A 19,455-nucleotide genomic window follows, 5' to 3' on the forward strand; every position below is an offset into this window, starting at 1 on the left:
TAATTTGCAAAAAACCTTTATTTTGACAAATTAGTAAATCTATAAAAATCCTAAAAACCTCTAATAAATATGTATCTTAGATATGAAACGCTATCACTTTGGGCGTTTTTTTTTTTTTGTAAAATGACTCGCATTACTTCGCTTAAAAAGTACTTTTCGCTACACATGCTTTTTACGAAGTTTTCAGTATTCAAACATTAATTAATTTTTAAGTTATTAAAAATAGGAGAAATAAAAATTATTAATCATGAGTCATGCCAAGAAAAAGAAAATTGCTATTATTGTGCTTGCCGCTACTGCAGCATTACTAGCAGCCGGAACTGTCTCGGGAGTACTTTATGCTCATCAAAGTGCTACTAAGAGATCCAAAGGTAATGATAAAAAACCCGAAATTCAAGACATTAGCGAGCTTGAAAAAAAGATTGATGCTATTCGTGATAGTCACAAACAAAATCTTAAAAATGAAGCTTGAAAAATTCTTGAAGCCCTTAAAATCACGATTAGAAATGCCAAAAAAGCTAATAACGTACGCGATTTAAGTCAAGTTATTAGTGATTTTGAACGTTTGATTCCTCTAGGTGAGGCTTATTTAGCCGAGCTTAAAAAGCTACCTGAACTAAAAGCTTTAGCTAGTGAATTAGAAACTACCATCAATCTTGCTAAAGAAGTCTTAGATGAAGCTAAAGCCAAACTAAAAGAATTGCAAGAAAAAGAAGCTAAACTTAAAGAAAACGCGCAAAAGCTACTAGCAGAAATTAGCCAAGCACTGAGTGAAGTGCCCGATGCTAAGTTGCCACTAGAAATTCAAAGTTTAATTAACAAACTAAAAAACCTTGCAAATGCTAGTGAAGCCTTACAACAAGAACTAAATAACTCGCGGCTAATTGAGGAAGCAAAAAAGTTAAGTGATGCTAACTTACAAATTAAAGATGCTATTAGTAAGCTACAAAAACACTTGCTAGATAAAAGCCCAGAAGAGCTAGAAAAACTAGCAAAAGAAAAAATTAAGGACTTAGAAAAAGCTAAAAAAGCCGTCGAAGACGCTAAAAATATTAGCACTCTTCCTAACGCCATTGAGTCACTTAAAAAAGATCTAGGTCAGACTAAAGAACTAAAAGATCATGCCAATGCTAAAGGACTTAATGATCTTGTCAAAGAACTGGATAAAGCTATTAAAGATGCAGAAAATAGCCTAAAACAAGGAGAAGAAAAATTAGAAAAAATCAAGCAAGAAAATCAAAAACTTCAAAACGATATTAATACACTAGTTAACAAAATTACTAAAGATATAAGTGATGCCAATAAACTAACTTTACAAAGTGAAGATAGTGAATTTAAACGCCTAAAAGATGAACTAGAAAAAGATATTCAAGAAGCAACAAAACTTGCAAAACAAGCCGCTGATGCCACACTTCTAATTGACGAGCAAAAAGTGTTGGATGCTAAAAAACAAGCTGAAACGGCACTAGATAAATTAAATGATTTATTTAGTCAGAAGAAGGAACAAGAACTTGCTAAAACCGAACTAGAAAAAGCATATAGCGCCTTGGCTAAAGTCACGGAAGAGGCCAATAAAGCCGATGACGAAAATACCTTGCCTTTAGCAATTTCGCAACTAGAAGACGCTATTGCAAAAGCAGAGTTAGCTCTAGGTAAACATGAAAATTTAAAAGAAAAAGAACTAATAAAGTCAATTTATGATGCTCTAAAAGCTTATAAAGAAAAAGAAGCGGCTGAAGCACTTGCTAACGCTAAAAAACGATTTGAAGCTAAAAAACAAGCCAAAGCTAAAATTGATGCTGATTTAGATGCTAAGCAAAATGAATTTAATAAAATTAAAAATACCATTGAAAGCTTAAATTCAATCAATGATATTCCTGCCTTGCAAAGCGGCATTAAACAACTAGAAGATCTCAAACCACAAGTTAAAGCCATCGAAGAGTCTGCTAAAAATATTAGTTATCCTGAAGGTGAGCAAAAAGCAAAAAAACTGCTTGAAGAAATTTCTAAATTAGACCTTGAAGCAAAAGCAAAATTAGAAAAACTGCAAGAAGAAAAAGAAACCCAAGAGCAAGAAAAGAAACTAATCGAATCACTGCGAGAAAAAATTACTAAAATCACAAAGAATCTTGAAACATTAGATTCAAGAGGCAAAAGTCAACTAAGTGAAGCAACGCCTAAGCAAACTGAGCTCGCCAAAACTTTAAAAGAGCTAGAAGAACAACTAAAAAATGCTCAAGAAGCTCAAAAAGAAGTTCAAGACGCACACAAAGAAAATGCCCTAAAAACTGAACTTGAAAAGCTTGAAGAAGCCAAAAATAAAGCCACGACAACAAAACAAAAACTAGAAACCAAAATTTCAGACTCAAATAAAAATATTAAAGAGCAACTTGACAACGTTAAAAGTGAATTAGAAGATCTTAAGAAAAAAATTAGCGATGCCTACAACGCCAAAAATCTTGAAGAGTTAACAAAAGAACTTAACAAGCTAGAAAAGCTAAAAGAAAAAATAGAAGATCTTGAAACTCTAGCAACAACAATTGAATCAAAGCACAAGCAAGAAGTTACTAACCTTTTATCTGAAGTGCAAGACGCAATTTTAGATGCCAAGAAAAAGCATGCCGAACTTGATCAAGCGCTTAAAGATGAAAAAGAACTAGTAGATGGACTTGAAAAGAAATTAAAAGAACATGAAAGTAATTTAGCTAAAGCAAAAGATGAAGCCAACAACGCCAATACCATCGATGAGAAAAAGAATAAATATCCTAAACTAGACAAGACTATTAAAGATATTGAAAAGGATCTTAAAGAATTAGAAGAAAAAGCTAAGGACTTAAAAGATCAAACTAATAAAGATAGTATTGACAGCAAAATTAAAGACTTAACAAAAAAACTAAGCGAAACCAAAACCGATCTTGCTAATAAAAACCAAACATTAAAAGAAGAGCAAAAAAATAACGACACCAGCACCCAACAAAGTTTGAAGGGTGCTGATGAAGCTATTAAAAAAGCTGATGATGCCATTAAAAATCCTTCTAACAAGGATAAAACTAACGAAGCAGAAGATGCCCTAAACAAGGCTAAAAATGATCTTGAAAATAAGAAAAATTCTCTAGTTGGTGACAAAGAAAACCAAGATAAAATTGATAAAAAATTAGAAGAAATTAACAATAAACAAAAAGAGTTTCAAAACGAAAAAGAAAAACAACAAAAATCAGAAGACGATCTGGCAAAACAATTAGCTAATGACGCTAAAACTTTAAAAGATGAGTTAGATGATTTAATTAACAAACTTAATCCATATAACGCTTCAAGCGATTATGAAAAGAAAATTAAAGATGTTGAAGACAAGATTAAAAATTTAGATGAAAACTTTTTTAAAGCCGACAGCGATGCAACAAAATTAAAAGATAACATTCATTTAAAGCCAAACTATCAAGCACTTGGAGCCGCCAAAGAGGACGCTAATACTAAAGCAAAAGAAGCTCGTCAAAAAATTAAAGAATCCAAAGACAAACTTGAAGTTGACTACAAACAATATGAAGACGAAGTAAAACAACTTCAAGAAGACCTTAAAAATGCAGCTACCGATGCTGATTTTCAGGCAATTTTAAATAAAATTGGTGACGAAAATGACAAAACTAAGTTGCTTGGAAAAGTAAAAGATTTACATGCTCAAAGTTCTAAATTTAGTGATAAAGAAGAGTTAAGTAAGAAGATCAAAACACTAGAAACTAACCTTTTAGATATTAAAGAAGAAGCTAATAGCAAACTACAATCAATTCAAGATAAAATTACCAAACTAAACAAGGAACTTGAAACCACAAATACAAGTCTAAACGCACAAAATAGCACAACTAATGGCGTTGCAAGCGATGATGTTGATTCATTAAAAGCGGAAATTAAAAAACTTCAAGATCAGCTTAATGAAGCTAATAAACTAAAAGAAAAAGCTCAAAAAGAAGCCGATCAAAAAATCAAAGATGGTATTAAAGAAAAACTAGAAACTTTAGAACAAAGTATCAACGTTGCTACAACAACTATTACTAATAAACAACAACAATTAAATAGCCAAAAAACAACAAATGATACAGATCGCGAAAATGCTATTAAAAAATCTACCGATGCCAAACAAAAATTAGCTGATGCTAATAATCTAGCCGACAATGATGTTAACAAAATTGGCAAACTAGAAGAAGCGTTGGAAGATGCTAATAAAGCTAAAGAAACACTAGAACAAACTATTCAAAAATTAGCTAAGGACAATGAAAACCAAAAACTAGTTGAAACCGAGTTAAAAGATCTAGAAAAGCAAATAAAAAGTTCTCAAGATAAATTAGATTTTCTAAAAGAAGGCGACAAGAAAAAACTTGAAAATATTGAAAAAGAACTTGAGAAAATTAAAAAATCATTAACAGATGCTGATAATGATTTCAATAACAAAACCGACCTAAAAGCTAAAGAAGAAGCTAATAATGAATTAGGTAATGTCCTTACTAAAGCAAAAGGTGATTTAGCAGCGCAAAAAACTGAAATTAGCAAATTGCAAGATGGAACTAACAAAAATAGTGCTAATGAAAAAGTTAGCCAACTTGAAAAGCTAATCAATGACTTAAAAGAAAAACAAGAAAAAAATGCTCAAGATATAGCCAAAACTAAACAAGAAAACGCTGATTTAATCAAACAACCATTAAAAGAAGTTGAGGACGCTCTTAAAAAGGCTAATGACGCGATTGCTAAAGATAATAGCGATGGGAAAAAAGAGCAAAGTTTAGTAGAAGCTGAGCAAAATCTCAACACCCAAAAAGATGTTCTAGAAGGGCTAATTAATGGCAAGCTAAAAGACGATAGCGAAAATAAGACTAAATTAGCAGACAAACTTAAAGAAATTAGAGAAAAACTAACTGATCTTGACGCTGCTAAAAAAGAATTGAATAAAACACAGCAAGATAAGATTGACGAATTGGACAACCAACTTCAAAATCAAAACAATGCATTAAGCACTCAAAACGATGTAACTAGTGGCGTTAACGATAGCTATGTTGATTCGCTAAAAACAGAAATTAAAAAATTTGAAGATCTTGTTAAAGAAGCTAAAAAACTACAACAAAAAGTAGATGCTGAAACTGATCCAAAAATTAAAGAAGGTATCAAAGATAAACTAAAAATTTTAACTGATACCATCAAAGAATCAGAAGATACAATCAATAGTAAAAACCAAGCACTAGAAGCGCAAAAAACAATTAATGACAAAATTCGTCAAGATGCTATTGCAAAATCAGTAGAAGCTAAAACCAAAATAACAAATGCAAAAAATCTAGCTGACAGTGATGCTTCTAAATTAAGTAAATTAGAAGAAGCCTTGAATGATGCTAATAAGGCTAAAAAAGCACTTGAAGATGCAGCTGAACAACTAGTAAATGATAAAGAAAACAAAGCTTTAGTAGAAGCTGAACTAAGAACTCTAAATGAACAAATAACCGATACTGAAAAAGCAATAAAGATCTTAAAAGAAGGCGACAAAGATAAATTTGAAAACATTAAACAAGAGCTTGAAAAAATCAAAAAATCATTAAATGATGCTAATAATGATTTCAAAAACAAAACCGATCTAAAAGCCAAAGAAGAAGCTAATAACAAATTAAAAGATGCAATTGATAAGGCTGAAACTGATCTAGCGTCGCAAAAGAATGAAATTAGCAAACTTCAAGATCAAAATAATAAAACATCGGCTAACACCAAAGTTGAAGAAGTTGAAAAGTTAATTAAGCGTCTAAAAGATGAACAAAAGGCTAATGCTCAATCTATCAGCGCAAAAAAAACTAAAAATGAAGGGTTAATTAAAAAACCTTTAGAAGATAGTCAAAAAGCTCTAGATAAAGCTAATGAAGCTATTAAAAAATCTAATGATGATAGTCAAAAAGAAAATGCACTAACTGATGCTGAAAATGAACTTAAGAAGAAAAAGAAAACCCTTGATGATTTAATTAAAGGTGAGCTAAAAAATGATAGCGAAAACAAAAATAAACTAGAATACAAAATAAAAGACATCGATAAGAAACTTCAAGAAGTTGATCAAGCTAAACAAGATCTAAAACAATCGCAAGATCAAAAAGCCGAAAATCTGGCTACTGAAGCAAGAAAATTAAAAGAAAAACTTACCAATTTAGTAAGTCAATTAAACCCTGAAAATGAAAAGTGGAATCAAACAGAAACAAAGATCGCAAATATCCGCAAAATGATAAAGGATGAAATTGATGAGTTCTTGAAAAGTGGTGGCGCAGCTGATAAACTAAAGGGTCATAGTAAATTAAAAGATGCAATCAAGGAACTTGAACAAGCCAAAAGTTCTGCAACCAACGCAATACAAAGAGCCCAAGAGGTTATTAATAACAAAAAGCGTGAATTCAACAATAAGATTGATTCATTCGAAGCTAAAACTAATAGTGTTCAGACAGAACTAAATGAAGCTGAGACTAACGCTAAATTAAGTGACTTGATAGCTAAAATTGGTGATGAAACTAGTGGTTTATTAAAAGAAGTAAACGACTTGATTAATGAAATTTCAAAATTTGAAGGTAATGGCGGCGAACTAACAACCAAAGTAAATGATCTTAAAGAAAGACTTAAAGAGATACAAAGACAAGCCAATGAAAGAAAACAAAATAAAGATAAAAAGATTGAAGAACTTAATAAAGAATTAAGTGAGGCTAAAAAAACTCTTGACACTCAAAAAACTAATACCGAAAATTTGGGCGATAGCATTAATAACTTAGGCGACTTAATTGCTCAAACAAGCAAGCTTGCAAAAGTAATCGAGGATGCCAACAAAGCATTACAAAAGCATAACGATGCAGATGATGAAATAAAGGCTGCTACTAAAACCAATTATGATGCTTTAGCCAAAAGCATTGAAGCAGCACAAAAAGTATTGAACGAAAAACGAACAAAAATCAATGATTTGCAAACTCAGGCTAACGCCACTACTAAAGAAGCAAATGAATTATTAGAGCAATCTAAGAAGATGATAGATAAGATCAAAAAATCAGCTTCTTTTGTTGAAGAATTTTCTACTCCGCGGGGCGATATGACTCAACAAATAGATGATAATTCAACTTTTTTAGCTAGCGAAAAGGTAAAAGCACTACAAAATGCTAATTACAAACCTTTTAAAGATGTTATAGACGAGTTGAAATCAATAACTAATGAACTTGAATTTTTAAGAAACCCAACAAATGACATGGGTTTAATCATGGGAGAATCATTAGCTCAGATCAAGGCATTAGAATCTACAAGAGACGAAGTCCTAGAAGCAATCAAAAACAATGAAGATGAAGCAGAGATTAATGCGCGATTAACTTCATTTACAAACGAAGTAAATAATCTTAAATTAGATGCTTTTACTATTGATGCTAGAGAGTTTGTAAATGGGAATGAAAATAAAACTTCCGTGCCAATTAGACAAATGATTGAACGTGATATTAGGGATTACAACGATCGTCTAACCAATCTTAAAAAAGCTATTATTGGCCTTAATAAAATAAGAGATATTAAGAAATTTCTTAGACATAATGAAAATAAAAACTATGATCCGGACCGTTTGAAAGATCAATGGTTACAAGAAAGAAATACTAGCGAAATATTAGAATTTAAAAAGCAAATTGATCAAGCTAACAAGTTAGCTAAAACAGATGAATTAAACCAAGAAACTTTGGATTTTATAAAGCCTTACATAAATCAATTAAAAGATTGACAAAAGCAAAATGTTGATGGCAATTATGGAAAATTAATATTTCAAATAGTATACAATGAGAAATCAATTTATAAACATCAGATAGAACTAATGAATTATCTTGATAGTTCACACGTTAAAAACGCTATGCAAGCGGGTGAATTTGAAAAACTAGAAAAACTTGATAATGAATTGAGGCGTTCACATTTAGACATGAGCAAACTAATAGATAAAAATAAATTTGTTTTAAATGAACATATCGAAATTATTAAAGACTACTTAGAAAAAATGAATAAGTTCACTTTGCTTTCTTTTAATATACTTTTAAATCTATTTATAAAAGATGCAAAAAACCTCCTTGATTATGATTGAAGGTATTTTGACTCCAAAGATAGTTCATTAATAAAAAATAAAACTTCAGAAGCAGTACAAGAAGCTAAAAAATTGAAAAGTAACATAGAACAAAAAGATTTAAAAACAATACTAAATCATTTTAAAAAAATTATGAACATCGTTTCTGAAGTTAGAAATAAATGAGGGTATAATATCGCTCAAATTTTTGAAGAAATACATAATAAATCAAAAAGTTTTTTTGAGTATCTAAAACCCGATTTATTAGACATCATAGAGAAACAACTAGTAAATTTCTAATACCAATTTCTACAAATACGGACTAATTATTAAAAGTTGATCTTGACTAAAATATTTAATTAAAAATTAAGAATTATTAATGTCAAATAGAAGGCCAATCATTTATTTGGGCCTTCTATTTTTTGTTTCAATGCATTTTTGTTATATGTTCAAACTTGATTTTGAATAAAATATTTCTTCTTTACATTTAAATGTTTTGCAATCGTTTATGGTGTTAAAATCGGCGATTTTTCAAAACCATTTTATTTATAAACATTGTATTTTCTTTCTTGTCTAGTTAAACAAAAGTATTAAATCAGTATTTTGTTGCACTTAATATTTCAAATAACATTAAAAGACCGAACGATAGAAATTGGCTTTTAATTTGCAAAAAATCTTTGTTTGAGCAAATTAGTAAATCTATAAAAATCCTGAAAACCTCTAATAAATATGTATCTTAGATATGAAACGCTACCACTTTGGGCGTTTTTTTTTTTTTGTAAAATGACTCCCATTACTTTGCTTAAAAAGCACTATTTCGCTACACGTGCTTTTTACGAAGTTTTCAGTATTCAAACATTAATTAATTTTTAAGTTATTAAAAATAGGAGAAATAAAAATTATTAATCATGAGTCATGCTAAGAAAAAGAAAATTGCTATTATTGTGCTCGCTAGCACCGCAGCCCTGTTAGCAGCTGGAACGGTCTCAGGGGTGCTCTATGCTCATCAAAGCGCTACTAAGAGATCCAAAAACAACGATAAAAAGCCTGAAATTCAGGATATTAGTGAGCTTGAAAAAAAGATTGAAGCTATTCGTGATAGTCACAAGCAAAATCTTAAAAATGAAGCTTGAAAGATTCTTGAAGCCCTTAAAATCACCATTAGAAATGCCAAAAAAGCTAATAACGTACGCGATTTAAGTCAAGTTATTAGTGATTTTGAACGACTAATTCCGCTAGGTGAGGCTTATTTAAATGAACTTAAAAAGCTGCCTGAACTTGAAGCGCTAACTAACGATCTAAAAAATGTGATTGATTTAGCTAAAGAAGTCTTAAAAGAAGCTAAAGAAAAACTGCTAGGTTTGCAACAAAAAGAAAAAATTCTAAAAGGCAAGTTGCAAACTTTACTTAATAAAATTGCGCAAGCAATTGCCAAAGAGCCTAATGCTAATGATGTGGCAACAATCGAAACTTTAATAGCCGAGCTTAGGGCACTCCAAATTGAAAGTGATGATTTAGCGCAATCGCTTAAAGCAGCAAAATTGCTTGAGGAACTTAAACTGCTAAACGATGCTAATTTAAAAATCAAGGAAACAATTAGCATTTTACAAAAACGTTTAATTGCTATCAATCCCGAAAAGCAAAAAGAAATTACTAAGCAAGCAAATCAAAAAATTATTGATCTAGAAAAATCCCAAAAAGATGTTGAAAATGCTAATGATATTTCGACCTTACCTAACGCTATTAAAAAACTTGAAAAAGATCTAGAAGATGCTAAATCTTTAGAAAAAGATGCGAAAGATGATGGCTTAAACGACGTTGCTAAAAAACTACAAGATGCCATTAATAAAGGTCAAGAAGCATTGAAAAAAGGTAAAGAAAAAGAACAAAAAATCATTGAAGCCAACAACGCTTTAATTAAAAAAGTTAATGAACTAGTTGCTAAAATCACAAAAGATGTTAACGATGCTAATCAGCTATCAGCCCAAAGTGAAGATAGTCTCATAAATAACACAAAATCAGCTTTAGAAGAGGACATAAAACAAGCAGAAAAATTGGCCAAACAAGCTGAAGATGCTACTTTATTAGCCGAAGTTAACAAGGTTAAGGACGCTAAATATAAAGCCGAAGAAGCGTTGAAAAAAATTAATGAGATCATTGCCCAAAAACAGGCCATCGAACTTGCAAAATTGGAACTACAAAAATCATTAAGTGAACTAGATAAAGCAACTAAAAATGCAAACTTAGCGGATGATGAAAGCACTTTACCAACCGCAATTGCTTCTTTAACATCAGCAATCGCCAATAGCAACACAACCCTTGCTAAATATGAAGATTTAAAAGAAAATGAGGTTATTAAACCGCATTACGATGCACTAAAGAATTACCTAGCTAATGAAGCGAAAAACGCCTTAGAGCAAGCCAAAAATCGTCAAGAAGCTAAAAAACAAGCTAAAGCCCAAATTGATAAAGATCTAGCCAAAGCAAAAGCCGATTATGAAAGTATCAAAAAGACCATTGATGCGCTTGAATCAACTGATAAAATTGCTGAGCTACAAAATATTATTAATAACAGCTTGCCCGCTTTAAAAAACCTTGTTAAAGGAATTGAGCAATCGGCTGAAAGCACGAAATATCCTGAAGCTAAAGAAAAAGCCAAGGAACTTTTAAAACAAATTGATAAACTAACACTAGAAGCCCAAGCAAAACTAGAAAAGCTTAAAAAAGATAAAGAAGCCCAAGAGCAAGATAATCAAAAACTGCAAGATTTACGGCAAAAACTTAAAGCAGTTATTAAAAATTTAGGCATTGTTAGTGACAGAGCAAAATCTCAACTAGCACCCGGAACAAGCGCTAACAACACTGAGATTGCTAAGGCAATTAAAGAAATTGAAGAACAACTAACTGATGCCAGTGTCACAAGAGCCGAAGTTCTCCAAGCTAATAAACAAGCAGAACTAACAAACGAGCTTAACAAACTAACTGAAGCTGAAGACATAGCAAAAGATCTAAAAGCCCAATTACTAGCTAAAATTGAAGCTTCAAATCAAGACATTGCCAACAAAATTACAGAAGCTAGAGCAAAACTAAACCAATATGTACAAAATGCCAATGATGCTAACGATCAAAAGAACTTAGCTAATTTATTAGCGGCAATGAAAAATCTTGAAAAACTACTAGAAGAGGCTCAAGAAATTCAAACCTTAGCCATTAAAGTTGGTTCAAATAAACTAGCTGAAGCTCAAACATTAACTGATGATGTAAATAAGGCCTTATCAGATGCCAAAGCAAAATATGAAAAGCTAAAAAAATCCTTAGAAGATGAACAAAGCCTTCTAGATAGTCTTAATAAAGCAATTGAAAAACAAAGCAAAACGCTTAACGACGCTAAACAAGAAGCCGATAAAGCAACCACCATTAACGACAAAGACAATAAATATGGCCTTTTAGATAAAGCGTTGCAAAACGCCAAAACTGAGCTTGATAAAATCAAAGAAAACGCAAAAGATCTAAAAGATCAAGCCAATAAAGATAGTATTAACAATAAAATTAATGACTTAGAAAAACAAATTAGTGACAACGAAGAAGATCTAAAGAAAAAGCAAGAAGAACTTACTAAAGATAAAGAAAAAAATGACAAACTAATAAAAGACTTAACTGACGAAGCCGACGATGCTATTAGCAAAGCTAATGATGCCATTAAAAATCCTTCTGACAAGAATAAAACTAAAGAAGCAGAAGATGCCTTAAAAGATGCTCATAAAAAACTTAATGAAGAAAAAGACAAGCTAAAAGGTGACGCTCAAAATCTTGAAAAAATTACTAAAAAATTAGAAGAAATTGAACAAAAACAACAAGATTTAGCAAATGTCAAAAAACAACAAGAGCAATCAAAAGAAGCAAGAGCCAAAGAACTAGCAGAGCAAGCTAAACAACTACAAACCGAACTTGAAAACTTAGTTAAAGAACTAAAAGAAAAAATCAAATTTACTGATATTACAGCTAAAGCAAACGAAGTTGAAAATAAAGTCAATAATATAAATGGAAACTTTTTAAAAGTTGGTGGCGAGGCTGATAAGCTAAAAGATCACGATCACTTAAAAGATGCTTATAAAGAGCTAAAAAAGGCCATTGATGATGCTGCCAAAGAAGCAAGCGATGCTAAAAATAAAATAACCACCGATCGACAAGCATTGAACGATCGCTTTAAGTCATTAGAAGCATCAACTACCACTGTTAAAAATGACCTAAATTCAGCTGGCAACGACAAACAAAAACTAAATGAAGTGATAAGCAAGTTGGAAGGACAAGACAAACTCCTTGAACAAGTTCAAAAATTAATTGAGGATATCACCAAAGTTGATCCCGACTCAGAGCTTCTTGCCAAAGCAAAAGAGCTGCAAACTGAGCTAAATTCATCTTTAGAAACGGCCAAAGATAAACTTAAAACTAAAGACAAAGAAATTGCCAAATTAAATGAAAGTCTTGAGAAAAAAACGCAAGAATTAACAACACAAACTACCAACACAAATGGTATTTTGAAAGAAAACGTTGATACTCTTGATGTAGCAATTAAAAAATTAGAAGAACTAAAAACTCAAGCTAATACCTCAAAAACTGAAATTGACACAAAAAGAGCTGACAACGATATCAAAAATGGCACTGAGCAAAAATACCAAGCTTTAGTAAAAGCAATTAAAGATGCTCAAGATGCAATTGATAAAAAACAAACTGAACTAGCAACACAAAAAGCTCAAAACAAAACTAATATCGTTGATCCGGCTATTGAAAAAGCTAAAGATGCAATCGATGCTTTAAACACTGCTAACAATGTTCCTTCATTAAAAGACACGCTTGAAAACAAACACGCTGAAGCTAAACAATCATTAGAACAAGCAATTCAACAACTTGAAAAAGATAAAGACAACAAAAAGCTAGTTGAAGATAAACTAAAAGAGCTTGAAGACGCTACTAAAAAAGCTAAAGAAAAATTAGACAAATTAAATCAAAGTGAAGACAAAGAACTTCAAAACATTCTTAGTGAACTAGATAAAATTGAAAAATCATTAAAAGACGCTAAAGATGCTTTTGGCGATAGTGACACTATTGATCAAAAAACCGCTAAAAAAGATGCACTGCAAAGAGCGATTGCGCAAGCCAAAAATGACCTTCAAACGCAAAGTGAAAAAGCCAATAAACTTCAAGACCCTACTAAGAAAAAACAAGCAACTGACAGAATTGATCAAATTAATCAAGCTATTAAAGACACTTATCAACCATTAGTTGAAACCAAAGAACATGAAATTCAGCAAGCCAAAGCCAAAAATAGTCAAAAAGTTGATAGTGCTTTAACTGAGTCAAAAAAATCTTTAGAACAAGCTGACCAAGCGATTGGTGATGATAATAGTAACTTTGATAAAAGTCAAAAACTAAATGACGCTAAAACTAAACTAAATGAAACTCAGAAAGAATTAAATGACCTCAAAGATGAGCTGACTGGAGACTCTGAAAATCAAGCCAAAGTTCAAGAAGAATTAACCAAAATTACTAAAAAACTCCAAGACCTTGAACAAGCTAAAAAAGACCTGGAACAATCAGAAAATCAAAAAGCTGAAGCTTTGGCTGACGAAGCAAAAAGATTAAAACAAGAATTGGATAACTTAGTTAATGCATTAGACGCCGCCAACAGTAAATGATCAAAAAGTAATAATGATATCGCAACAATCGAAAATAAGATTAGCAATGAAATTAACAAATACTTAGCAGCTGATAGTGAAGCTTCAAAACTAAAAAATAATCCTAAATTAAATCAAGCATATCGCGAATTAGAAAAATCAAAAGAAGATGCTAAAACTAAAATTGACGCTGCTAAAAAACTTATTGAAAATGCTAAAAAAGGCTTTAAAGAAAAACTTGACGGTTTAGAAGCAAAAGTTAATCCTTTGCAAAGTGAATTAAACAACGCTAATACCATAGAAAAGTTAAATTCACTAATACAAAAAATTGGTGATGACAATAATGGCCTATTAAAAGAATTTAAGGAATTAGCAGAGCAAATATCAAAGTTTGACAAGTCCGGTGGTGAGTTTTTAACCAGATTAAATAATCTAAAAGCTCAAGTCAAAACAATTCTAGAAACAGCCAAAGATAAAAAACGCGCTATTGATGAAAAAATTGCCAACTATAAAGAAGAAATTCAACAGCTAATTGATGCAATTAAGGGCGCACAAAAAACTCTTAATGAGCTTGGTGCTTTAAAAATTGATGAATTAGAAAGGGCTTTGAACTCATTAAAAAACCAACTAGATTTGGTTGATCCACTAAAACAAAAAATTGATAAAGAAAGTTCTCAAGTTATTAAAGACGCTTTAAAAGAAAAAATAAGTGAATTGGATAAAGCCGCTAAAGAGGCTAAAAATGATTATGACACTAAAAAAGTTCAAAAAGAGCAAAAAGAACAAGAACTTAAGGATAGGGTTGAAGACTTCAAGGAGCAAATAAATGCGTTATCAAAAGAATCGAGTGATGCTAGAGATATGCCATCTACTACGCCAGAGCAAACAAAAGATAAATGACTCAAACTAGTGGAAATAGTTCAAAAATGAGCTAACTTGGAAGGCACATATTGAAGTCTTATAGGCAGTCTACAAGGATACGCTACACTTAAAAGCGAATTATCAAACCTTCTTAATAGTAAGCTTCTCATTCTAAAAAGAAACTCTGAAGATTACAAAGATAATCTTCTAAAAGAATTAAAAGCTAAATTTAACGAAATAGCAAATAAAGTTCATTTAGCAAATATTAGCAATGAAAACTCGCTTGCAAAACTTAGAGAATGAGCAAATAAATACGAAACGTTTAAAAATGAAGCAAGACAATATGTCGAAACTTTTGAAAATGTTTATGAGATTAAAGAACAGTACGAATATAAAAATCTTCAAAATAAATACAACGAAAACAAAGATGCTACTGCCCAAAAAATAAGAGATTATATTAAAACAATTGAAGATGCAATAAATCACATTGCTAATCAAGTTGATTCATTAGAAGGACTTAGTCAAAGTGAACGAGATCAACTTAAAAATCGCATTAAACAAGCTGATTCTATACAACAAGCACAAGAAATATTAAATGAGGCTCGTGCCGATAGCGAAAATAAAAAATCACAAATAGCTGGTCATATAAATAATCTATTAAATAGATGAAATAAGGAAAAAACTAGATTTGAACAAGAATATGTTAATAAAATCGGCAGTCCTAATAATGATCAATATTTTATCCATAATTTTTATAGCATATCTACAACCCATGAAAGTGGTGCTAGATTTGACTTTAGTGGACTACGAGACTATATTGAACAACGCCACTTTAAGTATAACGATTCACGCTGAAATACATTAATCAATCAAATTTATCAAATTGCCGAATTTTTCAAAGAACAACGAGATCGAAGTAATGAGGCAAACAATTTGTATAAAACTTGAAATGATGCTGATATTCCATTCCCTAATAAAGACAAAGGCAAATTGGAATTACTAAAAAGTAGATGAAACCAACCAAACGTAATTAATTCAAGCCGCCAAAATGTTGAAGATTTGAAAAGAAGATTCGCAGAAACTAAACAATATTGAGATGCCGTGAAAGAATATAGTAAAATGGTACTTAAAGCTAGCTATCTTGTTTCTTTGATAGCCGACGAAAGCGAAATGAATGGTAAGCCAAGATTTTGGTGAAGAGAACTAAAATTGTGAAATGAATCCCTTATATGAAGAAATAAAAACTCAATCTTTGGACTTGTCTACGATAAAAATCTGCAAGAATTTTGAATGAGCGAAATTGAACAAGTTATTCACCATATGAAGACTAATGCATTAATTTCACATGAAATTTTCACAAATGAAAAACGTGTAAGTTTTGATCAACATAATCATGGAAATGCACTTTATTTCCAACAACCAATGAATAGATTTTTATGAAATTCTCAATCTTCTCCTAATTATTTTAGAGGTAATTACTTTTACAACATTGAACTAAAAATTAAAAATAGAAATGACCTGCATTTACTAAGGCAATTTAATGAACATAAAAAAAATTGTATTTTTGCTGTCTCTAAGGCTATTAATGGTTCAAAAGAAAATATCGTCGGGTTGATCAATACTATGTACGCATATGTAGATTGACTAAGAGCCAATGGTTTACTCAATGAATCCAACTATAGGGTTTAACATATATCACAAATAGATCCAAGGTTCATAACAAAAATCAAATTCATTGTTTGTGGGTTTGATTTTTAATTTAATTAGTAATTGCAGTAGATATTGCTTATAAAAGAAAAATTTATTCAAATTTAAAATTGATATGGTTTTTTATAACTTTATGATTACTATAGAAATCAACTAAATAATATTAAAGTTTTAATATTTCCCTATAACAAAAAAATTCCTCTCCATTAGTGGAGAAGAAAAATATTAATAATTTTTTTGACTACTCTTTAGTTTCTGCAACGTCATCAACATCTTGGCCGACTTCGTCTAATTTTAAAACTCTAAAAATGTGACGACCACCTTCAAATTCGGTTGCTTCTCATTGTTTAAAGATTTCATAAGCTTGGTCTAAAGAAATTAGCCTTCCACCAAAAGATAGGATATTAGCATTATTGTGTAATCTAGCAAGTCTTGCTTCTTCAGAGTTAGTTACTCTTGCACATCTAATTTGTTTGAAACGGTTTAGCGAAGTGCTAATACCGATTCCTGAACCACATAGAGCAATAAATTGTTTTTCATCTCTTTGGGGATCATGTAAATATTCATTTGCAAACTCAATTCCTACTTCTGAGTATGAAAGTGTTTCATCTTCGTTGCTACTTCCCCTAGTTTCAACTACATATCCTTCTCTTCGCAATTTATCTGCAAGGTCCATTTTCATTTTATGCCCTGCGTGATCGCTTGTGATGATAATTTTGTTTTTTATCATGAGTATTTTTACCTCTTATTGTTCTTTGCGCAGTATTTTGTGATCTTCTACGCGAATAATTTGACTTGGTGTTCCGCTTGTTTTGCCAAAATAATAAACATTACTTATTTCCGGAAAAACATTTTTTGCCTCTTCAATGGTTTGACACACTGGCGAATTAGAAATATTACAACTAGTCATGTAAACTGGCCCGTTAGCTTCAAGAAATTCAAGAAGTTTAGGTTGATTTGGCATCCGAAAACCTTGATCATTAACAACGAGTGTAGTAGCGCCAGGCCAAAATTTATTAGCAAGTGCTTCGGCTTCAGAAGTTCATTCTTTAAAAGCTCTTGCTTGCTTAATTGAAGAAACTAAGATGATTAGCTTCTTTCTTGGATCTCTTCCTTTGATTTCATAAATTAAATCACTAATGCGACGCGATACTTTACCACCTAGACCAATAATGGTATCAGTCGTAGCAATAAAGAGCTCATTGTACTTGTTAATCATGAACAAATTATAACAAAAACCACAAATTGACAGTTTAATAAATTTTTGGTTTTACTGTCCAAAAAAATGCTTTTTTCCCCATGCTAAAACCTTAGGCGTTATAATAATTTAGTTATGCCAGAATTACCAGAAGTCAAAGTCGTAATTAGTGCTTTAAAAAAGCATATTTTAAATAAAAAAATTAGCGCTTTAGAGATCTATCACGCTAAACTATTTCGCGAACACAAACCCGAAGTTTTTATTAAAAAACTAGCGGGAAGAACAATTAAAAATATTACTAACCGTGGTAAACATATTATTATTTTTTTAGATGATGATTTGATTTTACTATCACATTTACGCATGGAAGGCAAATATCGCTACTACGAAGCTAACAACCTTCCACTAGCTAATGATCATCTTATTGCCAAATTTATTTTCGAAGATCAAAGTGAGCTTCATTACCTTGATTCACGCCGTTTTGGCACTTTTCATCTTAGAACTACCGAAGATTACAATAAGATTCTACCTTTAAGCAAAATTGCTGCCGAACCTGACAAAATTAATGTCGAGCTACTATGAAATAAGATTAAAAGTTCAACAACCCCAATTAAAACTAAATTATTAGATCAAGAATTAGTAGCCGGAATTGGTAACATCTACGCTGACGAGGCTTTATATTGTGCGCAAGTTAACCCTTCTACTTTAGCTAAAGATGTTAGTCTAAAAACATTAGACAAAATCATTAAATGTGCTGCTAAGATTATGAAAGATAGTTTTGAAAAAGGTGGTACAACTTTATTTTCATACGAAAGCTTAAATAAACAAGAAGGTCAATATCAAAATTTCTTAAAAGTGCACGGTGATCGTATTCGTTTTTGTCCAACATGCAAATCAAAAATAATCAAAATTAAAGTTAATAATCGTGGCACTTATTTTTGCCCTAAATGTCAATCGAGGTAAGAAAAAAAATGGGATTTTTGCCAAAAGTTCTTGATTTGCACGGATATGACATCTCCAAAGCCACAGCCGTAGTAATGAATGCGTTGTATGAACTTAAAAACTCGGAATATGACCATGATTACATCGATATTATTACCGGCAATGGAACTGGAGCGCTAAAACTTCAAGTTGAATCAATTTTAGAAAAAGAACAATGCAATTTTGATTTTCTAAATGATAGCCGTTCAATTATTAGAGTCTATAAGGATTAATCTAACTTATTTGTTATATATAAAACTGTTTTCAAGCTGCTAGCTTTTTAGCAATTTATTAACCTAAAAATTAAATAAAAAATATCAACACTTGGGAGGTGTTTGATATTTTATTTTGAATTGCAATATAAGGCGCAACGACTAGAGTTGTTAAGAAATAAACCGATAATTAGTAGAAAAACTAAAAGAAATCCGATGATTTTTATAAATAAAATGCATTTAAATAAAAAACTATTAATGCAACATTTTTATACTGCACTTAATATTTCCATACAATCATGAAAAAAATAAAAACGACTTTCTTTTTTATATTAAAGAATAGGTTGGTTTAAGATGGTTTATCAAAATTAAGCTTGTAAAATTTCTCTAATTTTTGCGTTTGACAAAATTGATGTTTTTAAAAAAAGAGGATTATTTTTTAATATTTTATTTGCAAATTCAAGTTTTCTTTCATCAATACTAACATATTTATAATTTTTGAAATTTATAGTTCCTTCATTTGTCAAAGTAGCCTCAATAAAACGATATTCATTCATACCCGAGTAAATAGCTGCATCTATTAAAATTTTTTTATTATTTCCGATTAAAGTAAGCTTTAAAGTTTTCAAAGACTTTGTAATTAAAGTTTGATAGTCTAGTAAGGTTATAAGGTATATATGTTCGTTATCTTCCACTTTGTTAACAACATATTTTTTCATAATTTTACATTCCTTTTAT

The 19,455-nt window shown here is 30.8% G+C and carries 7 protein-coding genes; 4 read left to right on the plus strand and 3 right to left on the minus strand.

What is annotated here, in order from left to right:
* Positions 1–247 precede the first annotated feature (247 nt).
* Positions 248–8,383 (plus strand): MspA/MspB/MIB-like signal-anchor domain-contatining protein, encoded by an 8,136-nt coding sequence (locus EXC42_RS02355; RefSeq protein WP_012498380.1) that lies wholly within the window; start codon positions 248–250, stop codon positions 8,381–8,383.
* A gap of 608 nt (positions 8,384–8,991) precedes the next feature.
* Positions 8,992–16,308 carry an MspA/MspB/MIB-like signal-anchor domain-contatining protein gene (locus EXC42_RS02360; RefSeq protein ID WP_012498381.1) on the plus strand — a complete coding sequence of 2,439 codons (7,317 nt, stop codon included), beginning with the start codon at positions 8,992–8,994 and terminating at the stop codon, positions 16,306–16,308.
* Positions 16,309–16,567: 259 nt separating this feature from the next.
* Here EXC42_RS02360 and EXC42_RS02365 read toward each other — a convergent pair whose 3' ends face one another.
* Positions 16,568–17,056: an RpiB/LacA/LacB family sugar-phosphate isomerase gene (locus tag EXC42_RS02365; protein ID WP_012498382.1), complete on the minus strand. Its 489-nt coding sequence runs from the start codon at positions 17,054–17,056 to the stop codon at positions 16,568–16,570.
* 15 nt (positions 17,057–17,071) lie between these two features.
* Positions 17,072–17,545: an L-threonylcarbamoyladenylate synthase gene (locus EXC42_RS02370; RefSeq protein WP_012498383.1), complete on the minus strand. Its 474-nt coding sequence runs from the start codon at positions 17,543–17,545 to the stop codon at positions 17,072–17,074.
* 114 nt (positions 17,546–17,659) lie between these two features.
* Here EXC42_RS02370 and mutM point away from each other — a divergent pair, with 114 nt between their 5' ends.
* On the plus strand, positions 17,660–18,487 hold the full coding sequence (mutM, locus tag EXC42_RS06320; RefSeq protein ID WP_012498384.1) for a DNA-formamidopyrimidine glycosylase: 828 nt from the start codon (positions 17,660–17,662) through the stop codon (positions 18,485–18,487).
* A gap of 8 nt (positions 18,488–18,495) precedes the next feature.
* Positions 18,496–18,738 (plus strand): Smr/MutS family protein, encoded by a 243-nt coding sequence (locus EXC42_RS02380; RefSeq protein WP_012498385.1) that lies wholly within the window; start codon positions 18,496–18,498, stop codon positions 18,736–18,738.
* A 347-nt stretch (positions 18,739–19,085) separates the two neighbouring features.
* Here the strand turns inward: EXC42_RS02380 and EXC42_RS02385 are convergent, their stop codons facing one another.
* Positions 19,086–19,436: a type II toxin-antitoxin system RnlB family antitoxin gene (locus EXC42_RS02385; RefSeq protein WP_012498386.1), complete on the minus strand. Its 351-nt coding sequence runs from the start codon at positions 19,434–19,436 to the stop codon at positions 19,086–19,088.
* Positions 19,437–19,455: the final 19 nt, after the last annotated feature.

The sequence above is a fragment of the Metamycoplasma arthritidis genome, from assembly GCF_900660715.1.
Classification (GTDB): Bacteria; Bacillota_I; Bacilli_A; order Mycoplasmatales; family Metamycoplasmataceae; genus Metamycoplasma; species Metamycoplasma arthritidis.